Annotated in this window: 11 protein-coding genes; 6 read left to right on the top strand and 5 right to left on the bottom strand. The window is 61.6% G+C overall.

The features are described from left to right. Positions 1–5 precede the first annotated feature (5 nt). Entirely contained in the window at positions 6–899 is an 894-nt protein-coding gene (locus tag EPZ47_RS25920; protein ID WP_135847308.1) for a cation diffusion facilitator family transporter, read from the top strand. A gap of 78 nt (positions 900–977) precedes the next feature. On the opposite strand, the gene EPZ47_RS25925 is transcribed toward EPZ47_RS25920, so the two are convergent. Continuing rightward, on the bottom strand, positions 978–1,988 hold the full coding sequence (locus EPZ47_RS25925) for a DUF6515 family protein (protein WP_135847309.1): 1,011 nt from the start codon (positions 1,986–1,988) through the stop codon (positions 978–980). A gap of 335 nt (positions 1,989–2,323) precedes the next feature. Here EPZ47_RS25925 and EPZ47_RS25930 point away from each other — a divergent pair, with 335 nt between their 5' ends. From EPZ47_RS25930 to EPZ47_RS25950, 5 genes are all read left to right on the top strand, one after another. Beyond that, positions 2,324–4,015, top strand: a complete 1,692-nt coding sequence (locus EPZ47_RS25930) for a ShlB/FhaC/HecB family hemolysin secretion/activation protein (RefSeq protein WP_135847310.1) — start codon at positions 2,324–2,326, stop codon at positions 4,013–4,015. A gap of 35 nt (positions 4,016–4,050) precedes the next feature. After that, complete coding sequence (locus tag EPZ47_RS25935) at positions 4,051–13,689, top strand: hemagglutinin repeat-containing protein (RefSeq protein ID WP_135847311.1); 9,639 nt, start codon at positions 4,051–4,053, stop codon at positions 13,687–13,689. Between the two features lie 128 nt (positions 13,690–13,817). Beyond that, positions 13,818–14,492 (top strand): hypothetical protein, encoded by a 675-nt coding sequence (locus EPZ47_RS25940; RefSeq protein WP_238346682.1) that lies wholly within the window; start codon positions 13,818–13,820, stop codon positions 14,490–14,492. Positions 14,493–14,829: 337 nt separating this feature from the next. Then, a complete protein-coding gene (locus EPZ47_RS25945) occupies positions 14,830–15,309 on the top strand; it encodes an Lrp/AsnC family transcriptional regulator (RefSeq protein WP_135847313.1) in 480 nt (159 codons plus the stop codon). Between the two features lie 216 nt (positions 15,310–15,525). Beyond that, on the top strand, positions 15,526–15,735 hold the full coding sequence (locus EPZ47_RS25950) for a DUF2788 domain-containing protein (RefSeq protein ID WP_046815823.1): 210 nt from the start codon (positions 15,526–15,528) through the stop codon (positions 15,733–15,735). Here the strand turns inward: EPZ47_RS25950 and EPZ47_RS25955 are convergent. The 4 genes from EPZ47_RS25955 to EPZ47_RS25975 form a co-directional block, all read right to left on the bottom strand. Continuing rightward, on the bottom strand, positions 15,730–16,296 hold the full coding sequence (locus tag EPZ47_RS25955; RefSeq protein WP_178084339.1) for a pseudouridine synthase: 567 nt from the start codon (positions 16,294–16,296) through the stop codon (positions 15,730–15,732). The two genes, EPZ47_RS25950 and EPZ47_RS25955, sit on opposite strands and share 6 nt — an antisense overlap. Before the next feature lie 139 nt (positions 16,297–16,435). Then, entirely contained in the window at positions 16,436–17,935 is a 1,500-nt protein-coding gene (gene amn / locus EPZ47_RS25960) for an AMP nucleosidase (RefSeq protein ID WP_178084283.1), read from the bottom strand. 162 nt (positions 17,936–18,097) lie between these two features. Next, positions 18,098–19,747: an acyl-CoA dehydrogenase family protein gene (locus tag EPZ47_RS25970; protein ID WP_135847316.1), complete on the bottom strand. Its 1,650-nt coding sequence runs from the start codon at positions 19,745–19,747 to the stop codon at positions 18,098–18,100. A 73-nt stretch (positions 19,748–19,820) separates the two neighbouring features. Continuing rightward, positions 19,821–22,205: a hybrid sensor histidine kinase/response regulator gene (locus tag EPZ47_RS25975; RefSeq protein ID WP_135847317.1), complete on the bottom strand. Its 2,385-nt coding sequence runs from the start codon at positions 22,203–22,205 to the stop codon at positions 19,821–19,823. Positions 22,206–22,390: the final 185 nt, after the last annotated feature.

Raw genomic sequence — 22,390 nt, forward strand, 5'->3', positions numbered from 1 at the left:
GCGCCATGACCACCAGCACCGAACACGCTCGTCTGTTACGCCTGGCCACCCGTGCTTCGGTGGCCGTGGCACTGATCCTGGTTGTTGCCAAGGCAGTGGCCTGGTGGCTGAGCGGTTCGGTGAGCATGCTCGCCGGCCTGACCGACTCGGCGCTGGACGGCGTCACTTCACTGCTTAATCTGCTGGCGGTGCATTACGCCCTGCGCCCCGCCGACGACGATCATCGCTACGGGCACGGCAAGGCCGAATCCCTGGCCGGCATGGCCCAGGCGCTATTTATCGGCGGCAGTGCAGTATTGATTGCCTTGCAGGCGTTCGAGCGTCTGAAACACCCGATTCCGGTGGAAGCGCCCTGGCTCAGCGTCGGCGTGATCGTATTTTCCCTGGGGCTGACCCTGGCGCTTCTGGCGTTGCAACATCGGGTCATCCGCGCCACCGGCTCCAACGCCGTGCGCGCCGACTCCCTGCACTATCGCTCCGACCTGTTGCTCAACGGCAGCATCCTGGTCGCCCTGGTGCTGGCGGGGTTCGGCTGGTATCAATTGGACGCCTGGTTCGGCCTGGGCATCGCTGCGTACATTCTGTGGAGCGCCGTCCAGATCGCCCGGGAAAGCTTCGCGGTGCTGATGGATCAGGAACTGCCACCCGACGTCAGCCAACACATGCTGGAACTGGCCTGTGCGGTGCCCGGCGTGCTGGGCGCCCATGACCTGCGCACGCGGATCTCCGGCAACCATTGGTTCGTGCAACTGCACCTGGAGTTGCCGGGGGAGCTGACCTTGTCAGTGGCCCATGGCATCAGCGACCAGGCCGCCGACGCTATCCACAACGCTTATCCAAAGGCCGAAGTGCTGGTGCATGCCGATCCGTCGGAAGTGGTGAAAGGCGCTAGCGCTTGATACTCAAGGCTTAACGCAGAACCTGTGGCGAGGGAGCTTGCTCCCTCATCACAAGGAACTGTGTCCTCTGCCGAATACTCAGTAAGTCACCTGATACCCACGACTGCTCAAGCAACTGCCCTGGGCCTGGCGATAGGTCTGCACCACTTCCGGCGCTGGCGGGTAGGTGTAGTTGCGCGGATCGAAACCACTCTGCTGCACCGCCCAGCGATAGCAATCGTACCCGTCCTGATTGACCTGCTCGGGCGACTGGCCGTTGGCCGGGTAAGCCACCACGTCAAAGCTGTTGCCTTGGGGCTGGGGCTGCGGGTTGGCCACCGGCGGCTCGACCACGACGTAGTCCCGGGTGTTGGCTTCGTAGACGTAATAGGCACCGGCGGCGAGAAAGAACAGCGAGCTGCCGATCCAGACTTCCCGGGCATAATCAGGCAGATAACGGATACGGATTCCGCGCGGCGGCTCGACCACAACATAGCGCGGGCCTTGAGGGCGATACCAGTAGCCGCCCGAGTAGAAATAGTCATGGCCACGATAAGGTACGCGGTAGTTGCGGTCCGGGAACCGGTCGATCACATAACCCGGGCGATATTGCGGTCCCGGGCCCCAGCCGGTGCCATGACCGCTCGGCCGGCCGGACCATTGCTGGTCGGGGCGATTGTCATGACCTGGGCGTGGCCCGCCGTTCGGATAGCCATCGCTGCGGCGCGGGATATCGCGGTAGTAACCCGGTCGCGGTTCCTGGGTCTGGGTCACGCTGTCAGGCCGGCCCTGTATCGGCAGGTTATTGCCGGGTTGCTGCTGTGGACGGCCGGGACCGTTGGGGTCTTGAGGCGGACGGTTATACGACTGGCCGCCCTGATATTGCGGCAGTGGCTTGACCTCGAACTGACGACTGTTGTCGCCACGAATGATTTCGTTGTTCTGTGGCCGCGGCTGGCCCGAATAACCCTGGCCGTTGCCATCGCGCCCGTCCTGACCACGACCGCCGTCCGGTCCGCCACGGTTTTGCTGATCGTCGGCCATTCCCTGCGCACTGACACTTGCCCACAACAGACCAACACCTGCCAAACGCCAGATGCGCGACTTCATGAAATTCCTCACAACGGTTCAGGGCCTGATGATAAGACTGGAAAAGCCCAGGCCGGTTCTGCAACAGGTTATCAGTCACGGGGTTTATTTCGCAGGCATTTGCTGATCCCCCAACCAGGCCACCACCTTGCGCAGGGCCACGTCAGATAAAGCAAAGTGCCATCATCAAAAAATGACCTGACAACTACCGTTCGTCGGATTTACAAGTAATTCTTCAAGACAGGAAGCGTTACCACTTAAGATGCCCACCGTTTTCGCCAGGCGACAGGGACTTCTTATTCGCCTGAAACAACCGCCGGCATCCGCCGCAGTTAGCCATTCAAGGGAATGAAGGCATGTCACGTTTTGGCGTTACGCACGTTTTGGCTTGTTGTGCGGTGTTTACATCCCTGGTCCATGCCGCGCCCATCCAAACACCCGGTGACCGCGATCTGATTCGTGATCGTCAGCAGCAACTGCTGCAAGAACAACAAAAACGCCTCGACGAACTCCAACAACTGCCCGGCAAGACCTTGCCCGCGCCTGCCCCTGCCACCCCCGACGACAAACGTTGCTTCGACATCAAGACCATCGAGCTTGAGGGCGCGGCCCACCTTGACGCGGGCATGCGCGAGCAGTTGCTCAAGCCCTATCAGAACCAATGCCTGTCGGTCGGACAGATCAATACCCTGCTCAAGGCCTTGACCCATCACTATCTCGAGCGCGGTTTCGTCACAACGCGAGCCTACCTGCCGCAGCAGGATCTGTCGGGCGGCGTGTTGAAAATAGTGGTAGTCGAAGGGCGACTTGAAGGCTTCGACAGCTCCGCCCTGGCCACCCCTCGCGAATTGGCCATGACTTTTCCCGGTCAGACCGGCGAGCCACTGAACCTGCGGGAACTGGAACAATTGGTGGATCAGCTCAGTCGCTTGCCGTCCCGTCAGGCCCAGCTCGAACTGGCACCAGGCGAGCAGGTCGGTGGCAGCCGTATCGGCCTCAAGGGCGAGCGTGAAAAACCCTGGCGCGTATCGGCCACGCGTAACAACGACGGCGACCGCAGCACTGGCCAGCAGCAAATGGGTCTGGGCCTGGACTGGGACAGCCCATTGGGCCTGGCCGACCAATTGAGCCTGCGCGCCAATCAGGACGCGGTCAGCGATCACTGGCGTCACTCCGACAATCAGAGCCTGTATTACAGCGTGCCCTACGGCTGGTGGACCTTCAATTACGCCTACAGCCAGAGCTTCTACCGCGCCAGCGGCAACGCCCAAGGCTACACATTCGGTTATGACGGTACCAGCAAGAACCACGCATTGCGCGCCGAGCGCGTACTGCATCGCGACAACGTGAGCAAGACCGGCGTCAGTTTCGGCCTCAGCCAACTGCGCACACGCAACTACGTGGACGATAACTTCATCGACACCTCCAGCGTGACCATCACCGAGACCCAATTGAACCTCAACCATGGTCGGCGCGTCGGCTCGGCGTTCATCAACCTGGATGCCGGCTGGCAACAGGGGATTGGCATGCTGGATGCCCAACGGGACAGCTCCCACCATGGCCCCCAATCGCGCTACAACAAATACAGCCTGACCCTGAGCTACCTGCAGCCGTTCCGCTTATGGGGTGAAAACTTCAGCTTCGACAGCCTTGCAACGGGTCAGCGCAGCGAAGATGAACTCTACAGCCCGCAACGAATCAGCCTCGGTGGTGTCAGTTCGGTACGTGGCCTGCAAGACCAGACTTTGACCGGCGACAGCGGCGGTTACTGGCGTAACCAGTTGCGCTGGCGCCGAGCTGTGACCTGGCAGCCCCTGCAACCGCTGTTGCAGGAGTACGGCGTGGCGTTTGCCTACGATGTCGGGGTGATCGAGGGAAGATCCTCGAACCCCGACGAGCGCGGTCGCCTCACCGGTAACGCCCTGGAGTTCAACGCCAGGGGCAAGAACCTCGCAACTTCCGTGAGTTTTGCCCGCTCACTGGAACGCCCGGGGATTATCGAAAAACGTGAACGCCCGGTGTATTTCCGCGTCGATCTGTTTTTCTGACACCCGACTCGCTCTTGTAAATGGAAGACTTTCACATGGACGTTCGTAGCCCCCTGTCTCAGAGTATTGCCCTGTCTTTGGCCTCGATTGTGTTCCTCAATCCCATCGTCGCGGCGGCGGCAGGTCTTGCGGTCGACGCGGCAGCGGGGGGTAAGACGACCATTGGGGCGGCGGGTAACGGCGTGCCGGTGATCAACATCAACGGCACCAATGGCAGCGGGCTTTCCCACAACAAGTTCACCGACTACAACGTCGGCAAGAACGGCGTGATCCTCAACAACGCCACCGGCAAGACGCAGAGCACCCAACTGGGTGGCATCATCGTCGGCAACAGCAATCTCAAGGGCCAGGCCGCACAGGTCATCCTCAACGAAATCACCAGTGGCAATCGCAGCCACTTGGCCGGCTATACCGAAGTGGCCGGGCAAGCGGCACGCGTCATCGTCGCCAACCCCAACGGCATCACCTGCAGCGGTTGCGGCTTTATCAACACGCCACGCGCCACCCTGACCACCGGCAAGCCCATCATGGACGGCCAGCGCCTGGACAGCTTCCAGGTCGACGGTGGCGACATCAGCATCGAAGGTGCAGGCCTGGATGCCAGTGACGTCGACCAGTTCGACCTGATTACCCGCAGCGCCAAACTCAACGCCAATATCTATGCGAAGAACCTCAATGTGGTGACTGGCCGCAACGACGTCAGCGCCGACAATCTGAGCGCCACCGCCCGCGCCGAGGATGGTAGCAAAAAACCCGAGCTGGCCATCGATAGCTCGGCCCTGGGCGGCATGTACGCCGGTGCGATTCGTCTGGTGGGTACCGAAAAAGGTGTGGGCGTGCGCCTGGCGGGCGACATGGCGGCCAGCGTGGGCGACATCCAGATCGACGCCAGCGGCAAGGTCAGCATGAACAACGCCAGCGCCAACCAGGCCATCACCGTCAACGGACAAAGCCTGGACGTACAAGGCAAGGTCTACGCTGGCACCCAGGTCAGCGTAAACACCCGCGCCAATGTAACGGTGGGCAAGAGCATTGCCGCTCGCGACAAAGTCACCGTCACCAGCGCCGGCAAGGTCATCAACAACGGAATCGTCGAAGCCGGGGTGAACCCGGACAACACCCGCAACCAGGGCGGCGACGTCACCATCACCGCCAAACAACTGACCAACACCGGTAACGTCGTCGCCAGCCGCAACCTCGCAGTAGACGCCAGCGAGGTGATCGACAACCAGAACGGCATCATCCAGGGCGCCAACGTTGGCCTGACCAGTGCTCGCCTGGTCAACCAGGGCACCTCGGCGCGGGTGCTGGGTCTGAACACGCTGTCTCTGTTGACTCCGGCCATCGTCAACCTGGGCGCTCTGATCCGCTTCGGCGACGGCCAGTCCACCACCCTCAATCTCGACAGCCTGGACAACACCGACGGTCATCTCGAACTGGCCGGTGGCAACCTCGAACTCAACACTCGACAACTGACCAACCTGCGCGGTTCGGTGATCGCCGATCAACTACAACTGACCGCCGAGCGCCTGGACAACCAAGGTGGCCTGATCGCTTCCAGTGTCGGCCAGTCCAACCTCAAGGTCAGCGGCCAACTCGACAACACCGGCGGCGTGCTGCAAGCCCAGAGCCTGCTGGATGTCAGCGCCGCCAGGGTGCTGAATCAGGGCGGCAAAGTCGTCGCCGATCACCTGAAACTGACCGCCGAACGCCTGGACAACAGCGCCAATGGCCTGATCAGTGCCGAACTTGGCAACAACGCATTGACCGTGACTCAAGACCTGATCAACCAGGGCGGTCGGATCCAGGCGGCCTCCGTGCTGACCGTCAAGTCCGGGACTGTGGACAACCTGGGCGGCACACTGGTGGGCCAGCAGTTGACCCTGGTCAGCCAAGGTGCCCTGAACAACCAGCAAGGCAAGATCAGCGCCGATCAACTGGACCTTACCGCCCAGGACGTCAACAACACCGAAGGCCTGCTGCAGGGCACAAGTGTCGCCACTCTCTCTGCCCGGGATCTGAACAACCTCAAGGGCAACGTCAACGGCGGCCAGCTCAGCGTGGGTTTGGACAGTCTCAGCCAGAACACCCAAGGCGTGCTCAGCGCCGAGACCGGCAAGCTGACAATGGTCGTGGCCCAGCAACTGAACAACAGCGCCGGTCATCTTCAAGCCAAAGTCGGCGACCTCGACGTCAGCGCAGCCGCGTTGAACAACCAGCAAGGCGTGATCGTCGGCAAGCAACTGCTGTTGACTCAAAGCGGTTTGCTGGATAACCGCGGCGGCCGCGTGGTGGGCGATCAACTGACCGTTGGCGCAGGGCGCATCGACAACAGCGCCAACGGCTTGCTGCTGGCCGGGACCGGGGGTGCGCTGCTGACGCTCAAGGACCAGGGCATGACGCGGGGGCAATTGCTCAACAACCAGGGGCGTGTGCAGAGCGACGGCCATTTGCAGATCAATGGCAGCGACATCGACAACCACGGCGGCGTGCTGCTGGGCAGTAGTGTCGGGGCCAATGCCTCCAGCCTGGACAACAGCGCACAAGGTTCGGTGATTGCCTCCGGCGGTACGATTGAACTGGTGGTCTCAGGTGTATTGAACAACGCCCTGGGCCTGATCGACGGTGGCGAGTCGGCAGTTCGCGTGACCCAGGCCACACAGTTTGACAATCAGGGCGGTACCCTCGCTGGCAAACGCCTGGATGTGCAGGGTACGGTGGTGGATAACCGCAAGGGCCAACTGCTGTCCGGCACCGAGGGTTTGAAAATCACCGCCACCACCGTGAATAACAGCGAAGGCCTGGTGCTGGCGCGCGGCGGCCACGCCGATCTACAGCTTAATCAAGGCACACTGAACAACCAGGGCGGTGCTTTGCAAGGTGACAGCGCCGAAGTGGTGGCCGCCTCTGTGGACAACAGCGCACTGGCAGGCAAGGCCGGGCTCATCAACGCCCAGGTCGGCGACCTGAAACTGCTGGTCGACAACCTGACCAACCAGGCGGGCCGCCTCTATGCCCAAGGTCTTCTCAGCAGCCAGGGCCAGGTTCTGGACAACCGCGCGGGCGGTGAAATCAGCGCCAGGACCCTGAGCCTCAACGCTGTGAGCACCTACAACCAGACCGGCCTGATCGAATCGGGCGGCAACCTGTTGCTAACCGGCGACAACCTGAATAACAGTACTGGCCGCATCCGCGCCATTGGCGGCAACCTGAGTCAGATTCTGCTCACTGGCGACCTGAACAACCAGAGCGGCTCCATCGGCGTCACCAGCCAGGCCCTCAACCTCAAGGCTGGCGCACTGAACAACCTTGCCGGCAGCGTCGAACACACCGGAGCAGGCCTGCTCAAGATCGACCTCGCCAGCCTGAGCGGCAACCAGGGCAGCATCACGGGTCTGGGCCACGGCGATGTGGACATTAGCTCGATCAATGGCACCGGGCGCCTGCAGTTCAATGGCGCTCTGGATGTGGCCGTGGGCAACAACCTCAACCTGCTGGCCGGTGACCGCATCGCCAGTGCCAGCAACCTGATGTTAAGCGCCACAACCCTGAACAACAGCGGCGAAGTACTCAGCGACGGCGACCTGAGCCTGACGCTCACCGGCGACCTGAATAATGACGGCCTGCTGTCGGCGGCCAAGGCCGTCAGCCTCTCGGCGGGGAACCTGACCCAAAATGGCGGACGTATCGCCAGTGCCGGTGATACCACCCTCAACCTGCGCGGCAACCTGGACAACCTGGGGCGCCTGATCGCCAGCCAGAATCTCAAGATCCACGCGGCACAAGTCAGCAACCGCGGAACCCTCGGTGCCCTTGGCCAGGTGGACATCTTCGCGGGCAACGGCATCAGCACCTCAGCCGATACCCTGATCTACAGCGGCGCCGACATGAACCTGCGCGGTGCCAGCCTGAGCAACCTCTACGGCGACATCTACAGCAAGGGCAACCTGAGCTTCGCCGCCCTCGACGGTGGCCAGGCAAACAGCCTGAGCAACCGCTCGGCGAACATCGAAAGCGAAGGCGACATGAACCTCAATGTCGCCAACCTGGAAAACACCAAGGACACCTTCGAGATCGGCGAATCCCTTGTCAGCCGCCGCATCGACATCAACTGTACCGACTGCTCCGGCAAGCACCACACCGCGACTTTTATCGTCAACAGCACCTACCTGGGAAAAATCATCCAGGACTCTCCGGGCGCACGCCTGATTGCCGGACGTGACCTGCTGATCAATGCCGGTACGGTGGAAAACAAGCAAAGCCTGCTCGCCGCCAACCGCGACGCATTCGTCAACGCGACAAACTTCTACAACCGTGGGGCGACCCTCGACCAGCGTGTCGAAAGCACCACTTACTTCCTGCACGGGGTGAAACAGGGCGACTTCCGTTGGGCAGAGTCCAACGCCAATGCCTGGAACGCGGCCAACGCCGGCAGCGCCCCGGACCAGCAGCAACCGATTCCGACGGCGATCACCCAGTACCCGCTCATCGGCCAGAGCAGCGTCGTACACAACGGCACCCAGACGGGTTACGCCTCGACCTTGCAGTCCGGTCGCCAGTTGAACCTCACCGTCACCGGCAACCTGGAAAACGGCACCTTGACTCAGCAGGCCAGCGCCCAGTTGACCGGCCAGAGCCTGACTAACACCGTTGGCCTGGTCGGTGGCCAGACCATCACCGTCAATGCCCTGGGCAGTGGCGGCAGCACCCAGGTGGCGGCGGATGTACGGCGCGTCGAGCGTGTCGCTGCCGACGGCAGTACCCAGCTCAGCTTTGTACCGGTGGACTTTGCCGGCGTACCTTTCGCCGCCGTCGACCCCACAGCGCTCGCCACCTATCGACTGCCGGAAGGTGACTATGGCTTGTTCGTGCGTAGCCAGAACCCGGACAGCCGCTACCTGATCGAGACCAACCCCAACCTGACCAACCTCTCGCGCTTCATGAGCTCCGACTACATGCTGGGCCTGTTGGGCTACAACGACGACCGCAGCTGGCGTCGCCTGGGTGATGGCTTGTACGAAACCCGCCTGATCCGCGAAGCGGTGCTGGCTCAGACCGGGCAGCGCTTCCTCGCCGCCAGCCTGACCAGCGACTACGAGCAATACCAGTACCTGATGGATAACGCCATCGCCGCCAAGAACTCGTTGCAACTGAGCGTCGGCGTAGCCCTGAGCGCCCAGCAAGTGGCGGCGTTGACCCACGACATTGTCTGGATGGAGACCCGCCAGGTGCAGGGCCAGCAAGTCCTGGTGCCGGTGCTCTACCTGGCCCAGGCCGAGTCGCGCAACCTGCGCGGCGGCAGCCTGGTGCAGGCCCGGGATATTAACCTGATGGCCGGCAACGACCTGACCAACGTCGGCACCCTGCGGGCCAGCAGCAACCTGGTGGCAGAGGCGGGGAACAATCTCTATCAGGGCGGTCTGACGCAAGCCAGCGAGCGTGTGAGCCTGATGGCCCAGAACAGTATTCGCAACGCCCTGGGCGGCGAAGTACGTGGCAATCAGGTCGACCTCACCGCCGTCAAAGGCGACGTCGTCAACGAGCGCGCCGCCATGGAAGTGCTCTACGGTTCCGGCTCGCGGACCAACCTGGATCAGGGCAGCCTGATCAGTGCCCGCCAGCAATTGAATGTCAGCGCCGGACGCGACCTGACCAACAAAGGCCAGATCAACAGCGACGGCAATGCCACGCTCAATGCCGGCCGCGACGTGGAAATGCTCGCGGTGCAGGATCACACCTTCACCCAGAATGCGATCCGCCGTGGCCTGGTGACCAACAACACGGTTAAGACCCTCGGCTCCAGCGTGACCACTGGCGGCAACCTGGAAGTGAACGCCGGACGTGACATGGCGGTCGTGGCGAGCCAGGTCAAGGCCGGTCATGACCTGGCCCTCAATGCAGGCAATGACATAGCCATTGTCTCGGCCCAGGACGAACAGTCCTCGACCTTCTACCAGAAGAAAAAAGGTTCCTGGGGCAAAAGCAAAACCACCCAGAGCGCGGACTCGGCGACCAGCAACGTGGCTTCGCAGATCGAGGCCGGACACGACCTGACCGTCAACGTCACCCAGGACAAGGACGGACGCATCGGCCTCACGGGTGGCCGCGACGTAAGCGTGATCGGCAGCCAGCTCAAGGCCGGCAACGACTTGCTGGTGGGGGGTGCCGGCGACGTGAACCTGATGTCGGCGCAAGAGCAGACCGACAGCAGCTACAGCATGAAGAAAAAAGGCAGCTTCGGCCTGAGCAAAAGCGGCAATAGCCGCAGTTCCAGCAGCATCACCCAAGTGGGCAGCGAGCTGAGCGCCGGAAACGATGCCGTGGTGGTCGCTGGCGGTAACGTCAACCTGTCCGCCAGCCGTGTCGACGCCAAGCGCGATGCGCAATTGCGCGCCGGGATGGTCGACAAGAACGGCGACGTCAACCTGATGGACGCAGCCAACGAGTCCACCAGTCAAAGCGAGAAGTACAAAAGCAAGGTTGGCTTCAGCACCTCCGGCAACTTCATTTCCATCGCCTCGGCGAAGAAATCCGGGCAGGCAAACCTGCAGACCCAAAGTGTCGGCAGCCAAGTCACCGCTGGCCGCGATGTCACCGTACAGAGCATCCGTGACGTGAACATGATCGGCAGCACCGCCCAGGCCGGGCGTAACCTGCAAGTGGGCGCAGGGCGCGACGTCAACGTACTGGCCGGCAGCAACAGCCAGGACCAGAGCAACTGGAAATCCACGAAGCAGAGCGGCCTGTCCCTGGAAAGCGATCGCAACGGCTTCACTGCGTTTGCCGGGCGCGAAGCGACCAAGGAAAAATCCCGAGCCGCCCAGCAGACTGCCGCCGGCAGCCAACTGGTGGCCGGCCAGGACATGACCGTCCAGGCCGGGCGCGACCTGACCCTCGAAGGTGCGGGCCTGGACGCCGGGCGCGACATCAGCCTGCAGGCCACACGCGACATCAATGTCGATGCCGCCGATGAAACCTTCATCCAGGAGCGCAGCAAGACCCGCGACCGCAACGGCCTGACCGCCAACATCAGCCACAACTATGGCAACACCATGGACGCCATCAACGGCACCGGCAAAGGTGAAGACAACGTCAGCAAGGCCTCCAGCGTGCTCAGCACCGTGGATGCCATCAACTCCTTCACTTCCGGGCCGACCAGCGCCACTCACCTTGGCTCGGCCAGCCAGGGCACCAGCTCGCGTTCGGAAATTCGCGACAACGTCCCGTCCACTTTGAGCGCCGGGCGTGACATCAACGCCATGGCCGGTAACAACCTCAATGTGCGCGGCAGTCAGTTCGAGGCCGGGCGCGACATCACCCTGGTGGGCAAGAACGTCAACCTCGACGTGGCCCGTGGCGCAATCAACCAGGAGAGCCAGACCACCCGCAGCCAGGGCGGCATCAACGGCCAGAGCGGCGGCGGCAGTGCCCGCGCCGGGATCGGTGGCAGCAACGGCGTGGCCAGCGAAGAAATGACCCAGGGCACCAACAACCCGAGCGTACTGCTCTCCGGGCGTGATACCAACATCGAGGCCAGTGAGAACCTGACCATGATCGGTACCCAGGTAATTGCCGGCCACGATATCGATTTGCGTGCCGGCAAGGACCTGACCATCCGCGCCGCACAGAACGACTCCGACAGCGAATCCACCCGGCGCAGCGGTGGCGGAGAAGTCGGCATCGCCTTGGGTGGCAAGGACTTCATCGCTGTCTACGCCAGCGTCGACATGGGCAAGGGCAAGCTGGAGCGGGAAACCGAGAAACAACAGACCGCCTACCTGTACGCAGGCAACCAACTGCGCTTCAACAGCGGCAACGACACCACCATCGCCGGCGCCAACCTGCGCGCCGACGAAGTGGTTGGCCGCGTCGGCGGCGACCTGCTGGTGTCGTCGGTGCCAGACACCGGCAAAGTCAGCGGCAAGCAGTTCGATGCCAGCGTCACCGTCAGCATCGGCCTGGCCGGTGGCGGTGGCGTCAGCGGTTCAGTGGGGGCGGGCAAGACCACCGGCAAGACCAACTGGGTTGAACAGCAAACCAGCATCACCGGTAAAAACGGTGTGGATATCCGCACCGAGAAACACACCCAGATCGATGGCGCGCTGATCGCCGCCGACAACGGCAAGCTCAAGCTCGACACCAACACCCTGGGCTTCCGTGACATCAATGGCGTAGACAAGGAGCACAGCTACTACGTCAACGTTGGCGGTGCCTTTGGTTGGGGTGCGGAAGCAGGTAACGGCGCCAAGGCCACCGGCGGCAAGGACGTGGCCTTCACCGGCGACAAGAGCCTGAGCGGCGCGCCCAAGGAAGGCTTCAATGGCTGGAGCGTGAGCGGCTACGACTATCGCAAGGAGCGCGAGCAGGATGTGCGCGCCACCGTCGGCGCGGGCAACATCATCGTGCGCAACGACGCGATCACAGGCCAGCATTCAACCAGTGGCCTTAACCGTGATCCATCCAAGGCGTACGACATTACCCGGGACAAGGAAAAGCGCACCGACCTGTACATCAGCGAGTCGTCGCTCAACTCGGTGGGCAGCCCGATGCAGACCCTGGACAGGTGGAAAAAGGGCCTGCAGGACTATGGCAAGAACAGTTCCGATCTGTTCAAAATATACGGTGAGTTGACCGGGGCTACTGAGAAAGCACTGGTCGAAAATCCGAATCTGGCACCATTGGCGTGGGTTCCGGCCGTGCTGGAGCGCGCCATGGACACAACCAGCTTTTGGACGGGCGGTCTGATGCCGGGCGTAATCAGCCATGGTGGTGTGGCCACGCAATTGCCTGTGTTGCTCAGCGGCGACATGAGTTTCTACCGCACTACATTGGTCTACCAAATGGATACCAACAACAAAATCCTTATGGACCCAGAAACGGGTAAGCCGCTCCTCAAGAGCATCGACGCCCAAGTCATCCTGCGGCCCGACGGTTCGGGCCCGATAGCGACCAACGGCATTCAGAACGCATTTGGGGCCGCGATGGTCAACGGTGGCATGCAAACCGGCTCCGACAATTACATACAAGCCTACAATCCGGAGCACGGTTTCCTGGGCGATCTGCTGGAGTCGGCATGGGATGTGAACTTGGGTGACATCGTGCGCTCCGGTAACGCCCGGCAATTGAGCGACTTCTATCAAGCGGGGATCGATCAAGGCTACAAATTGGACTTGGTAGGCCACAGCCAGGGCGCGCTGCTGACCTATCGGGCAATTCAGGGCATGAACTTCGGCACAAGCGCCGGTAGCATTCAGCTTTCCGGGGCACCCGTCTACGCACAAAACTTCTACGACAGTGCCAAGGAAGCGGGTTTCAGTATTCGGAACGGGAATGCGGTATTCCAAGTGAACCGTCCCGACAGCCAAGTGTTCTTTGGCATGTTGCCCATGACCGACACGGTATCCGATCTGTTGGGGCGTAACTCCATGAACGCGAACGATACATTCACTCGCTTTCTCGGTGCCATCTTCACCGTGCCCTATCTAAAGGGTAATGCCAGTCCCCACTCAAATTACCTGTGCCAAGTGAAATCGATGTGCGCTACTGGGGCCAGTCAACTGCAGCAGGACTTTAAGAACGGCACGACCACCAACAAGGACGGGACCAAGAATCGGACCTACATCGTCCCGACCTTTATCGGCCCGGATGGCAGCTCCGGTAGCACTCCATTTTGAAGCCACAGCTAGTAGCTCTGGTACCGCTTCTCGCAGGCCTGTCGGCCTGCGGGCATGCACCGCTGGTGCAGGAAAACGACAGACGTCTAAGCCGTATGTTGTGTGAAGTAGGGGAGCAGCGGGTAACGTTGAGTCCGCGTTTTTCTTACGACCTGCCTGGACCGCTGCGCCATACGCCATGTGGCACCTTGGAAAGCGGTTTCGACTATGACAAGCGACGTGATGTGCAAACGGCAGGTACCACCGGCAGCTTTCGGGCCGGAGCGCTTGAAATACTGGCCTCATCATTGTCCATCGTCGTAGAGGGTTGGCTCGATGGGCGGGAAGAAGGCACCTTGTATACCCCGGAACAATTTCTCCAATACCAACTTGCCTTAATGGATGTGACTTCAAGCAAAGCACGGCCGCAGGACATCAACTGGGTCACTCACCGGAGCATGCAGTGCCTTCGCTTCCACAACGTCTGGCATGGCCCGTCGGGATCCTGGGAAGAGGACGTAAAATACTGGTGTTGGGAAAACCAGAGCGGTCTGAAACAACCGTTCTCGGTCAGCGCCGGCCAACGCTTACCCGAAGGCACCAAGGGCTACGACCTGGATCAGGCCTTTATCCTGCCCTTCTTCCAGAGCCTGAAAATCAATCGCCTGTCCGATACCGCCCTGGCCGAGGCTGACGCAAAAATCAAAGCCGCCTGCGCCCACGTCAAATCCCGCTATGACCAGCACCTGAACTGGGGCGACGACTACCCGGACAAACGCCTGACCCGCCAGCGCCTGCGCGCCTGCGGGTATGACGTGCCCTAGGCAAAACAGAACCTGCGCCCAATAAAAAAGGGAGACCCGTCGGCCTCCCCTTGAGAATTTCGTCCGTGCTCGACGCTTTTGACGTCGGCTCACCTCACGCCGTCTTCTGGACAGTGTGCAGCTCGGGGGTCTGCCAGCGCCGGTGGGCGCTGCGACCGCAGCCGGCCTGATTAGGCGGGCTGCACTGGACTGTTTGTCCGAGCAGTGATCTTGGTGATAAGAATAAGCCTGGGGCGCCGACAGATGATTGCGAAGATTGCGTAAATAAACAGCTCTTGCGCAATTTTTAACCCTAGATAGATAATCCACCGCAATTATCAAGATAAAGGCCCGACTGATGAGCAAACTCGACCGTTACGACCTGAGCATTCTGGCGGAATTGCAGCGCGATGCGCGCATCTCCAACCAGGAACTGGCCGAACGCATCGGCCTGTCACCCTCACCTTGCTCGCGACGAGTCAAGCAACTGGAGGACGACGGCTACATTTCCCGCCAGGTTGCCCTGCTCGACCGCAAGATGCTGGGCCTGAGCCTGACCGCCTATGTGCTGATCGGCATGGACCGCCACACTCCCGAGCGCTTCGAGAACTTCGAAGCCGCCATCCGCAACCTGCCGCAAGTGCTCGAATGCAGCCTGGTGACCGGCATGGATGCCGACTATCAGCTCAAGGTGGTGGTACCGGACATGGATCATTACCAGAAGCTGCTGCTGGGGCACCTGACCCGGATCGATGGCGTCACCAGCGTGCGTTCGAGCTTTGTGCTGAACCAGGTGCTCAACAGCACCGAACTGCCGTTGACTCATCTGCGTAGCTGAAGCCCCCATCGCGAGCAAGCTCGCTCCCACAAGGATTGGGTGTGAACGCGGATTGGTGATTACAAAAAAGTTCAAATGTGGGAGCGGGCTTGCTCACGATGGCGTCAGCCCAGCCGATGAATAGCTGCGACACACCGCCGCAGGCCAATCCCTCGCCCTCCCCCCATGCCGTATACTCGCCACGCCTTTTCAACCTCGACCACGCCGGAGTGCCCGATGGATCCTGCTGTTTTCGAAGAGTGGATGATGACCGGCCTGGTCAGCATCCTGATCATTTTCATGGGTTTCATCGTCTGGGACCTGGCGAAGAAGTCCAAGGCCGGGCGTTTCGGCTCGTTCATTCTGTTTTTCGTGCTGGGGCTCGGCGTGGCGGCGTTCGTTATCAAGAGCGTGGTGATCGGCCTGATCGAGACCGGGACGCTATAAGCGCGCCGGCACTTCTTTCCACTGGCCCTGATCGAGCCCTTCGATTGTCCAGTCGCCGATCCTGACCCGCACCAGGCGCAATGTCGGCAAGCCCACCGCAGCGGTCATGCGTCGCACCTGGCGGTTGCGCCCTTCGCGTATCACCAGTTCCAGCCAGCTGGTGGGCACGCTTTTACGAAAGCGTACCGGCGGGTTGCGTGGCCATAATTGCGGTTCATCCAATTGGCGCGCCTCGGCCGGCAAGGTCATGCCGTCGTTCAACTCCACGCCGTCACGCAGACGCTGCAATTGTTCGGCACTCGGCTCGCCCTCCACCTGTACCCAATAGGTCTTGGCCAGCTTGTGCTTGGGGTCGGCGATGCGTGCCTGCAATTGCCCATCGTTGGTCAGCAACAGTAACCCTTCGCTGTCGCGATCCAGCCGCCCGGCCGGGTAGATGCCCGGCACATCGATAAAATCCTTGAGCGTCGCCCGCCCCTCGCCGTCACTGAATTGCGTCAGCACATCGAAGGGCTTGTTGAACAGGATCAGCTTCGGCTCGGCTGGCGGGGCCTTGGCCACGCGGCGCGGGGCGGAGGCTGGGGGCTTCGCGCCAGGACGGCGGGAAACAGGGCGTGGGGGACGAGACATGGCGAACACAACATCTAACGGTCAGGACCGACCATGCTAGTGGCCCGACCGTTAAATGACCACCATCCGATCAGCGGAACGGTGGCTCGTCGAAGCTGCGCAGTTTGCGCGAATGCAGCGAGTTGAGCTCGGTACGCAGCAGGTCCAAGGCCGCGATACCGATCTTCAGGTGCTGGTTGACCGCCCGCTCATAGAAGGCGTTGGCCGAACCCGGCAACTTGATCTCGCTGTGCAACGGTTTGTCCGAGACGCACAGCAACGTGCCGTACGGCACCCGCAGGCGATACCCCTGGGCGGCGATGGTGCCGCTTTCCATGTCCACCGCCACGGCGCGGGACAAGTTGATCAGCGGACGTTCCTGGGCCCAGCGCAATTCCCAGTTGCGATCATCGTAGGTCAGCACGGTGCCGGTACGCAGGCGTTTCTTCAGCTCGTCGCCCTTTTCTCCGGTGACATTGGCCGCCGCTTGCTGCAAGGCCATCTGCACTTCGGCCAGGGCCGGAATCGGAATGTTCGGCGGCACCACCCGGTCGAGGATGCCATCGCGGCGCATGTAGGCGTGGGCCAACACGTAGTCGCCGATGGTCTGGGACTGCCGCAACCCGCCGCAGTGGCCGATCATCAGCCAGCAATGCGGCCGCAGCACGGCCAGGTGGTCGGTGATGTTCTTGGCGTTGGACGGACCGACGCCGATGTTCACCAGGGTCACGCCATGACCATCATTGGCTTGCAGGTGATAGGCCGGCATCTGGTAGCGGTGCCAGACCACGCCAGCAGCTATGGCCGAGGCTTCGCCGTGGTCCATGTCCTTGTCGATGATCACGTTGCCCGGCAGCACCATGCGTACAAAACGCGGATCGCTGCGCAACTGCTCCAGACCATGGACGATGAACTGGTCGACGTAGCGGTGATAGTTGGTCAGCAGGATCCACGGCTGCACATGACGCCAGTCGCTGCCGGTGTAATGCACCAGCCGGCGCAGGGAGAAATCCACCCGCGCGGCGTCGAACAGCGCCAGGGGCAGCGGGTCGGTGTTTTCCCAGTCATAGAGGCCGTCGGCGATGCCATCGGTGGCGGCCGACAGGTCAGTGCTGGGGAACACCCGCGCCAGCACCGCGGCGGTTACGCCGGAGCCGGCCAGTTCATCGCCCTGCTCCACCACGTACGGGTACGGAATGTTCTGCTCGCTGACACCCACTTCCACGGTGACGGTAAAGTCGTGCATCAGCGGGACCAGCTGTTCCAGCAGGTACTTACGAAACGCAGCAGGATGGGTGACGGTGACGCTGTAGGTGCCCGGCAGCTGGACCTTGGCGTAAGCGCGCGTGGTTTGCGGGACCTCGCCATGGCAGTGATAGGTCAGGCGCAAGGCCGGATAGCGAAACAACGCACGTTGCTCGGCATCCGGCTCGACGCGATCCTTGAGGTAACGCTTGAGCGCCTGGTTCAGCGCGGTGGTCGCACGCTCGTGCAGGGCGGCCAGCCGGTCCACGGCTTGCTCGGCGGTTTGAACGACAATAAACGCTTCGGTCACGATCAGCTTCCTGTGTTCTGACTTGCAGGCCTTCATCTTGCCTGCATCGCCGCCCGACGGGAACAGTGGCGTAGTGGACTCGATCGATTCCCTGTGGGAGCGAGCTTGCTCGCGATAGCTGAGTATCAGTCACCACAAATGTTGGATGTGCCGACGCCTTCGCGAGCAAGCTCGCTCCCACAGGGGTATGTGTCGTTTCTAAAAGCCGTGTGGGGTGGAGCGCGTCACGATGGCTTCGACCTGCAAGCCCCGAGGCAAGGCGCCATACGCCCGGCCAGCCGAGCCAAGGCGGCTGGCGATGAAGGCATCGCTGACATCGCTGTTGCCCGCTTCCAACAACAACTTGGCTTGCAAACCGACGGCGATGTCTTCAGTCAATTGCCGGGCGCGGTACTGGATGTCATCGGTGTCCTTGAACGCGGCGTGCAACTGATCGATGTGCCCGGCCAGACGCTTGTCGCCATGGCCGTCCCCCAGTTCGGTGAATAGCACTTCCAGCACACCGGGCTCCTTGGACAAGGCCCGCAGCACATCCAGGCACTGCACGTTGCCGGAGCCCTCCCACGTTGAATTGACCGGTGCTTCCCGGTACAAGCGTGGCAGGATGCTGTCTTCGACGTAACCGGCACCGCCCATGCATTCGGCGGCTTCGTTGATCATCGCGGGGGCACGCTTGCAGATCCAGTACTTGCCCACCGCCGTCACCAGCCGGGCGAATTTGGCCTCATGCTCGTCATTCAAGTGATCCAGCGCCTGGCCCATGCGCAGGCTCAAGGCCAGGGCGGCTTCGCTTTCCAACGCCAAATCAGCCAGGACGTTTTGCATCAATGGCTGCTCGCTCAGCAACTTGCCAGCGACCTTGCGGTGCGCGCAGTGGTGGCTGGCCTGGGTCAGGGCCTGGCGCATCAGGGCGCTGGAGCCGACCATGCAATCGAAGCGGGTCATGGCGACCATCTCGATGATCGTCGGCACACCGCGCCCTTCTTCACCGACCATCCAGGCCAAGGCGCCGCGAAACTCGACTTCGCTGGAGGCATTGGAGCAATTGCCCAGTTTGTTTTTCAACCGCTGGATGTAGAACTGATTGCGGGTGTCATCCGGGCGATGGCGCGGCAGCAGGAAACAGGTCAGGCCCTTGTCGGTCTGGGCCAGTGTAAGGAAGGCGTCGCACATCGGCGCCGAACAGAACCACTTGTGCCCCACCAATTCATAGGCCTGGCCCGGGCCGCTGGCGCCCACCGGATAGGCCTTGGTGGTGTTGGCCCGCACATCGGTGCCGCCCTGTTTTTCGGTCATTGCCATGCCAAGGGTAACCCCGGCCTTGTGGGCCATGCCGATGTTACGCGGGTCGTACTCGGTGGCGAGCACTTTTGGCACCCAGTGCTCGGCCAGGTCCGGTTGCAGGCGCAGCGCCGGAACGCTGGCGAAGGTCATGGTCAGCGGACAGCCGGTGCCAGCTTCCGCCTGGCTGTGCAAATAGGTCATCGAGGCACGGGCGACATGAGCACCGGGTTGCGGATCAGCCCACGGCAAGCTGGGCAAGCCATGCTCGACGGCGGTGCGCATCAACTGGTGATAGGCAGGATGGAACTCCACCAGGTCGATGCGATGGCCATACCGGTCGTGACTGGAAAATACCGGTTTGTTCTGATTGGCCAGGAACCCTGCTTCCATCAGCGGCCCACCGGCCAGCGCACCGTATTCATCGATCCGCGCCTGCGCCCAGCCAGCACCGAAACGCTGCGACCACTGCTGCAGCGGCAGGTCGATGCGATACAGGTTGGCGCCGTCCAGGGACGGCGGCTGATTGGTGACGTCGTGGGTTTCGGCGAACTGGTGCAGGTTCATGACGGGGCTCCTCGGTCGGCCAGCAGAGTTCAGTTAAGCACCGCCCCCCAACCGAACAAAGTGTCATACCCGCCTAAATGCCGGCGCTTTCACCCTGCTTCGGGCAAAGCACCCGGCGCTGCAGAGTCGCCTGCAATGCCTCGAATTTCACCGGCTTGCCCAGGTAATCAATCAAGGCGCCCGACGGACAATGCTCATGATCCAGGTTCGGGCTGACCACCAGCACCGGCAAATCCTCGCAGCCGGACAGCGTGCGGATCTGGCAACAGACCGACACACCGTCCAGCGGTGGCGACTGGCAGTCAAGCAACACTGCATCAAAGCTCTCGCCCTGCAACAAGTCCAAAGCCGCGCGCCCACTGTCAGCGGTGCGCACCCGGTAACCAAGCTTGAGCAACATGCCGCGCATCACCAGTCGATCGATACTGTTGTCATCCGCCAATAGCACCGTGCAATCCTGGGGCAGGCGCGAGCCTTGGCGCCCACCGAACGAAAACGCCGTGGGGACCGCCGCTGACAAGGCTATTTCAAACTCGACGTCCAGCTGAAAACGACTGCCGCGACCTGGCTCGGAGGTGTGGGTCAGGCGTCCGCCCAGCAGTTCCACCAATTGCCGGCAGATCGCCAGACCGACGCCGAGACCGCCATACTCACGGGTCATTGAACCGTCGAGCTGGAAAAAGCGCTGGTACAAGGACGCCTCTCCAAGGTCGGTAAAGCCGATACCAGTGTCGATCACGGCGAACGACAGCACCAGGTGATCGCGCCCCATCGGCCGGCCGCTGACCCGCAACGCCAGGCCGCCAACCCGGGTGAACTTGATGGCGTTGTCCAGCAGGCACTCCAGGCATTGGGCCAGTTTGCCGCTGTCACCGAGCAATCGATCCGCCAGGCCCGGGCTCACTTCGACCTTGAAATCCAGCCCCTTGGCCTCGGCATTGGCGGCGAACTGTACCTCCAAGGCATCGATCACACTGCGCAGGCTGAACGGCGCCGGATAGACCTTGAGCTTGCCGGCCTGCAACTCGGTAAGGGTGAGGATGCCGTTGACCATACGCATCATGTCCCGCGCCGAACCGGCGGCGGTTTGTTGGTACTGGGTCAGTTCCTCGTCCATTTCGACGGTTTCCATCAACTCCAGGGAACCGATCACACCATTCATTGGCGTCCGCAGCTCGTGGGTCAACGTGGCGAGGAATTCGTCCTTGAGCTTGTTGCCGTGGGCCAATTGCCGGTTGAGCACTTCGAGTTTCTGTCCGGCATCGAACAGGGTCTGGGCCTGCTGCTCGCGCAGGGCATTGATGCGGTCGGCCAGGGCCAGGGACAACAGCGCCACTTCGATGGCCGAGCCGATCTGGCTGGCATACATGGTCAAGAACACGTTCGGCAGATAGCCAAGCACCATCATCGTGTTGACGATGCCGCCCAACAGAAACGCCGACCAGGCGATGATGAAATAGCGCGCCACTCGCAGGCCGCGCCACCAGACCAACACCCCGGCGGAAAAAATCACCACGGTGAATACCAGCGCCAGCGCCGTTGCCAGGCGCAGCGCCAGAGCGTAGCTGGTCATCAGCGACAGCCCCACCACCACCGCGCTGTAGGCAATCAGCGCCAGCAGCAGGCGGTCAAGCCAGCGACTGTATTGCGCGGTTTGCAGGAAGCTGCGGGCGAACTGGCTGCCAAACAGGCCCGCGCAGCCGATGAAGAACGGCGTCGCGGCGTTAGCCCACCAGGGGTTGTCCGGCCAGAAGTACTCCACCGCCGCGCCGTTGACCGACAACTGATACAGGCCGAACGAGGCAATATAGACGATGTAATAAAGGTAGCTGGTGTCCCGCACGCTCAGGTAGATGAACAGGTTGTAGACCAGCATCCCCAGCAAAACGCCATAGATGATCCCCAGCACGTACAAACGCAACGGCTGTTGTTCGAGATAAGCAGTGCTCGACCACAGCGTCAGCGGTGCCTGGATCGACCCCTGGCTTTGCAGGCGCAGGTACACGGTCTGCTGTTGATCGGGTTTGAAAGCCAGGCTGAACAGGTAGTTGTTCTGGTGAATTTCACGACTGGCGAAGGGCAATGCATCACCCGTCTGGCGCACCAGGCGATAGGCCCCTGCGGCGTCTGGCAGATACAAGTCGAGGTGGTCCAGCGGCGGATACGCCAGTTCCAGCAGCCACGTGCGTTGGGCCTCCGGATTGCCGGGGCGGTAATGCAAATCGACTTTCAGCCAGAACGCCGACCGTGAATAGCCAGCGTTCAGCGTCTCTTTATCATGGGGTTTGAAGCCACCCGCCGCAGCCTGGGCGAGGACATCATCGAGGGTGGCCGTGCCTTCTGTGTCTTCGAATACTTGCAGGGCATGACCCAAAGGCAGGCTTTGAGTGAACTCATCGAATTCGAGGGCGCTCGCCAAGGGGGACAAGCACAGCAGCAATATCAGCAAATAGCGCATTTAAGCCCCAGCGTGGCCTGTCCGGTTGAGTCAGGAAGCCCCCCATTCCCTGAGTAGACGTAAAACCGGCATTACCTGTTATGAGTTGGATCCATCTCTAGCATAGCCGTTGATGGCCAATTTGCACCATTGAAATCTTTCCCGCAGAAGGCTCTAGAACGGGCGTTCCAGCGGCAAGCATTGAG

This window comes from Pseudomonas viciae (assembly GCF_004786035.1).
Classification (GTDB): Bacteria; Pseudomonadota; Gammaproteobacteria; order Pseudomonadales; family Pseudomonadaceae; genus Aquipseudomonas; species Aquipseudomonas viciae.

Excerpts from the sequence above, each read along its gene's own strand:
- EPZ47_RS25920 (WP_135847308.1), top strand. The coding sequence starts at position 6 with ATGACCACCAGCACCGAACACGCTCGTCTGTTACGCCTGGCCACCCGT.
- EPZ47_RS25925 (WP_135847309.1), bottom strand. The coding sequence starts at position 1,988 with ATGAAGTCGCGCATCTGGCGTTTGGCAGGTGTTGGTCTGTTGTGGGCA.
- EPZ47_RS25930 (WP_135847310.1), top strand. The coding sequence starts at position 2,324 with ATGTCACGTTTTGGCGTTACGCACGTTTTGGCTTGTTGTGCGGTGTTT.
- EPZ47_RS25935 (WP_135847311.1), top strand. The coding sequence starts at position 4,051 with ATGGACGTTCGTAGCCCCCTGTCTCAGAGTATTGCCCTGTCTTTGGCC.
- EPZ47_RS25945 (WP_135847313.1), top strand. The coding sequence starts at position 14,830 with ATGAGCAAACTCGACCGTTACGACCTGAGCATTCTGGCGGAATTGCAG.
- EPZ47_RS25950 (WP_046815823.1), top strand. The coding sequence starts at position 15,526 with ATGGATCCTGCTGTTTTCGAAGAGTGGATGATGACCGGCCTGGTCAGC.
- amn (WP_178084283.1), bottom strand. The coding sequence starts at position 17,935 with ATGAAGGCCTGCAAGTCAGAACACAGGAAGCTGATCGTGACCGAAGCG.
- EPZ47_RS25970 (WP_135847316.1), bottom strand. The coding sequence starts at position 19,747 with ATGAACCTGCACCAGTTCGCCGAAACCCACGACGTCACCAATCAGCCG.
- EPZ47_RS25975 (WP_135847317.1), bottom strand. The coding sequence starts at position 22,205 with ATGCGCTATTTGCTGATATTGCTGCTGTGCTTGTCCCCCTTGGCGAGC.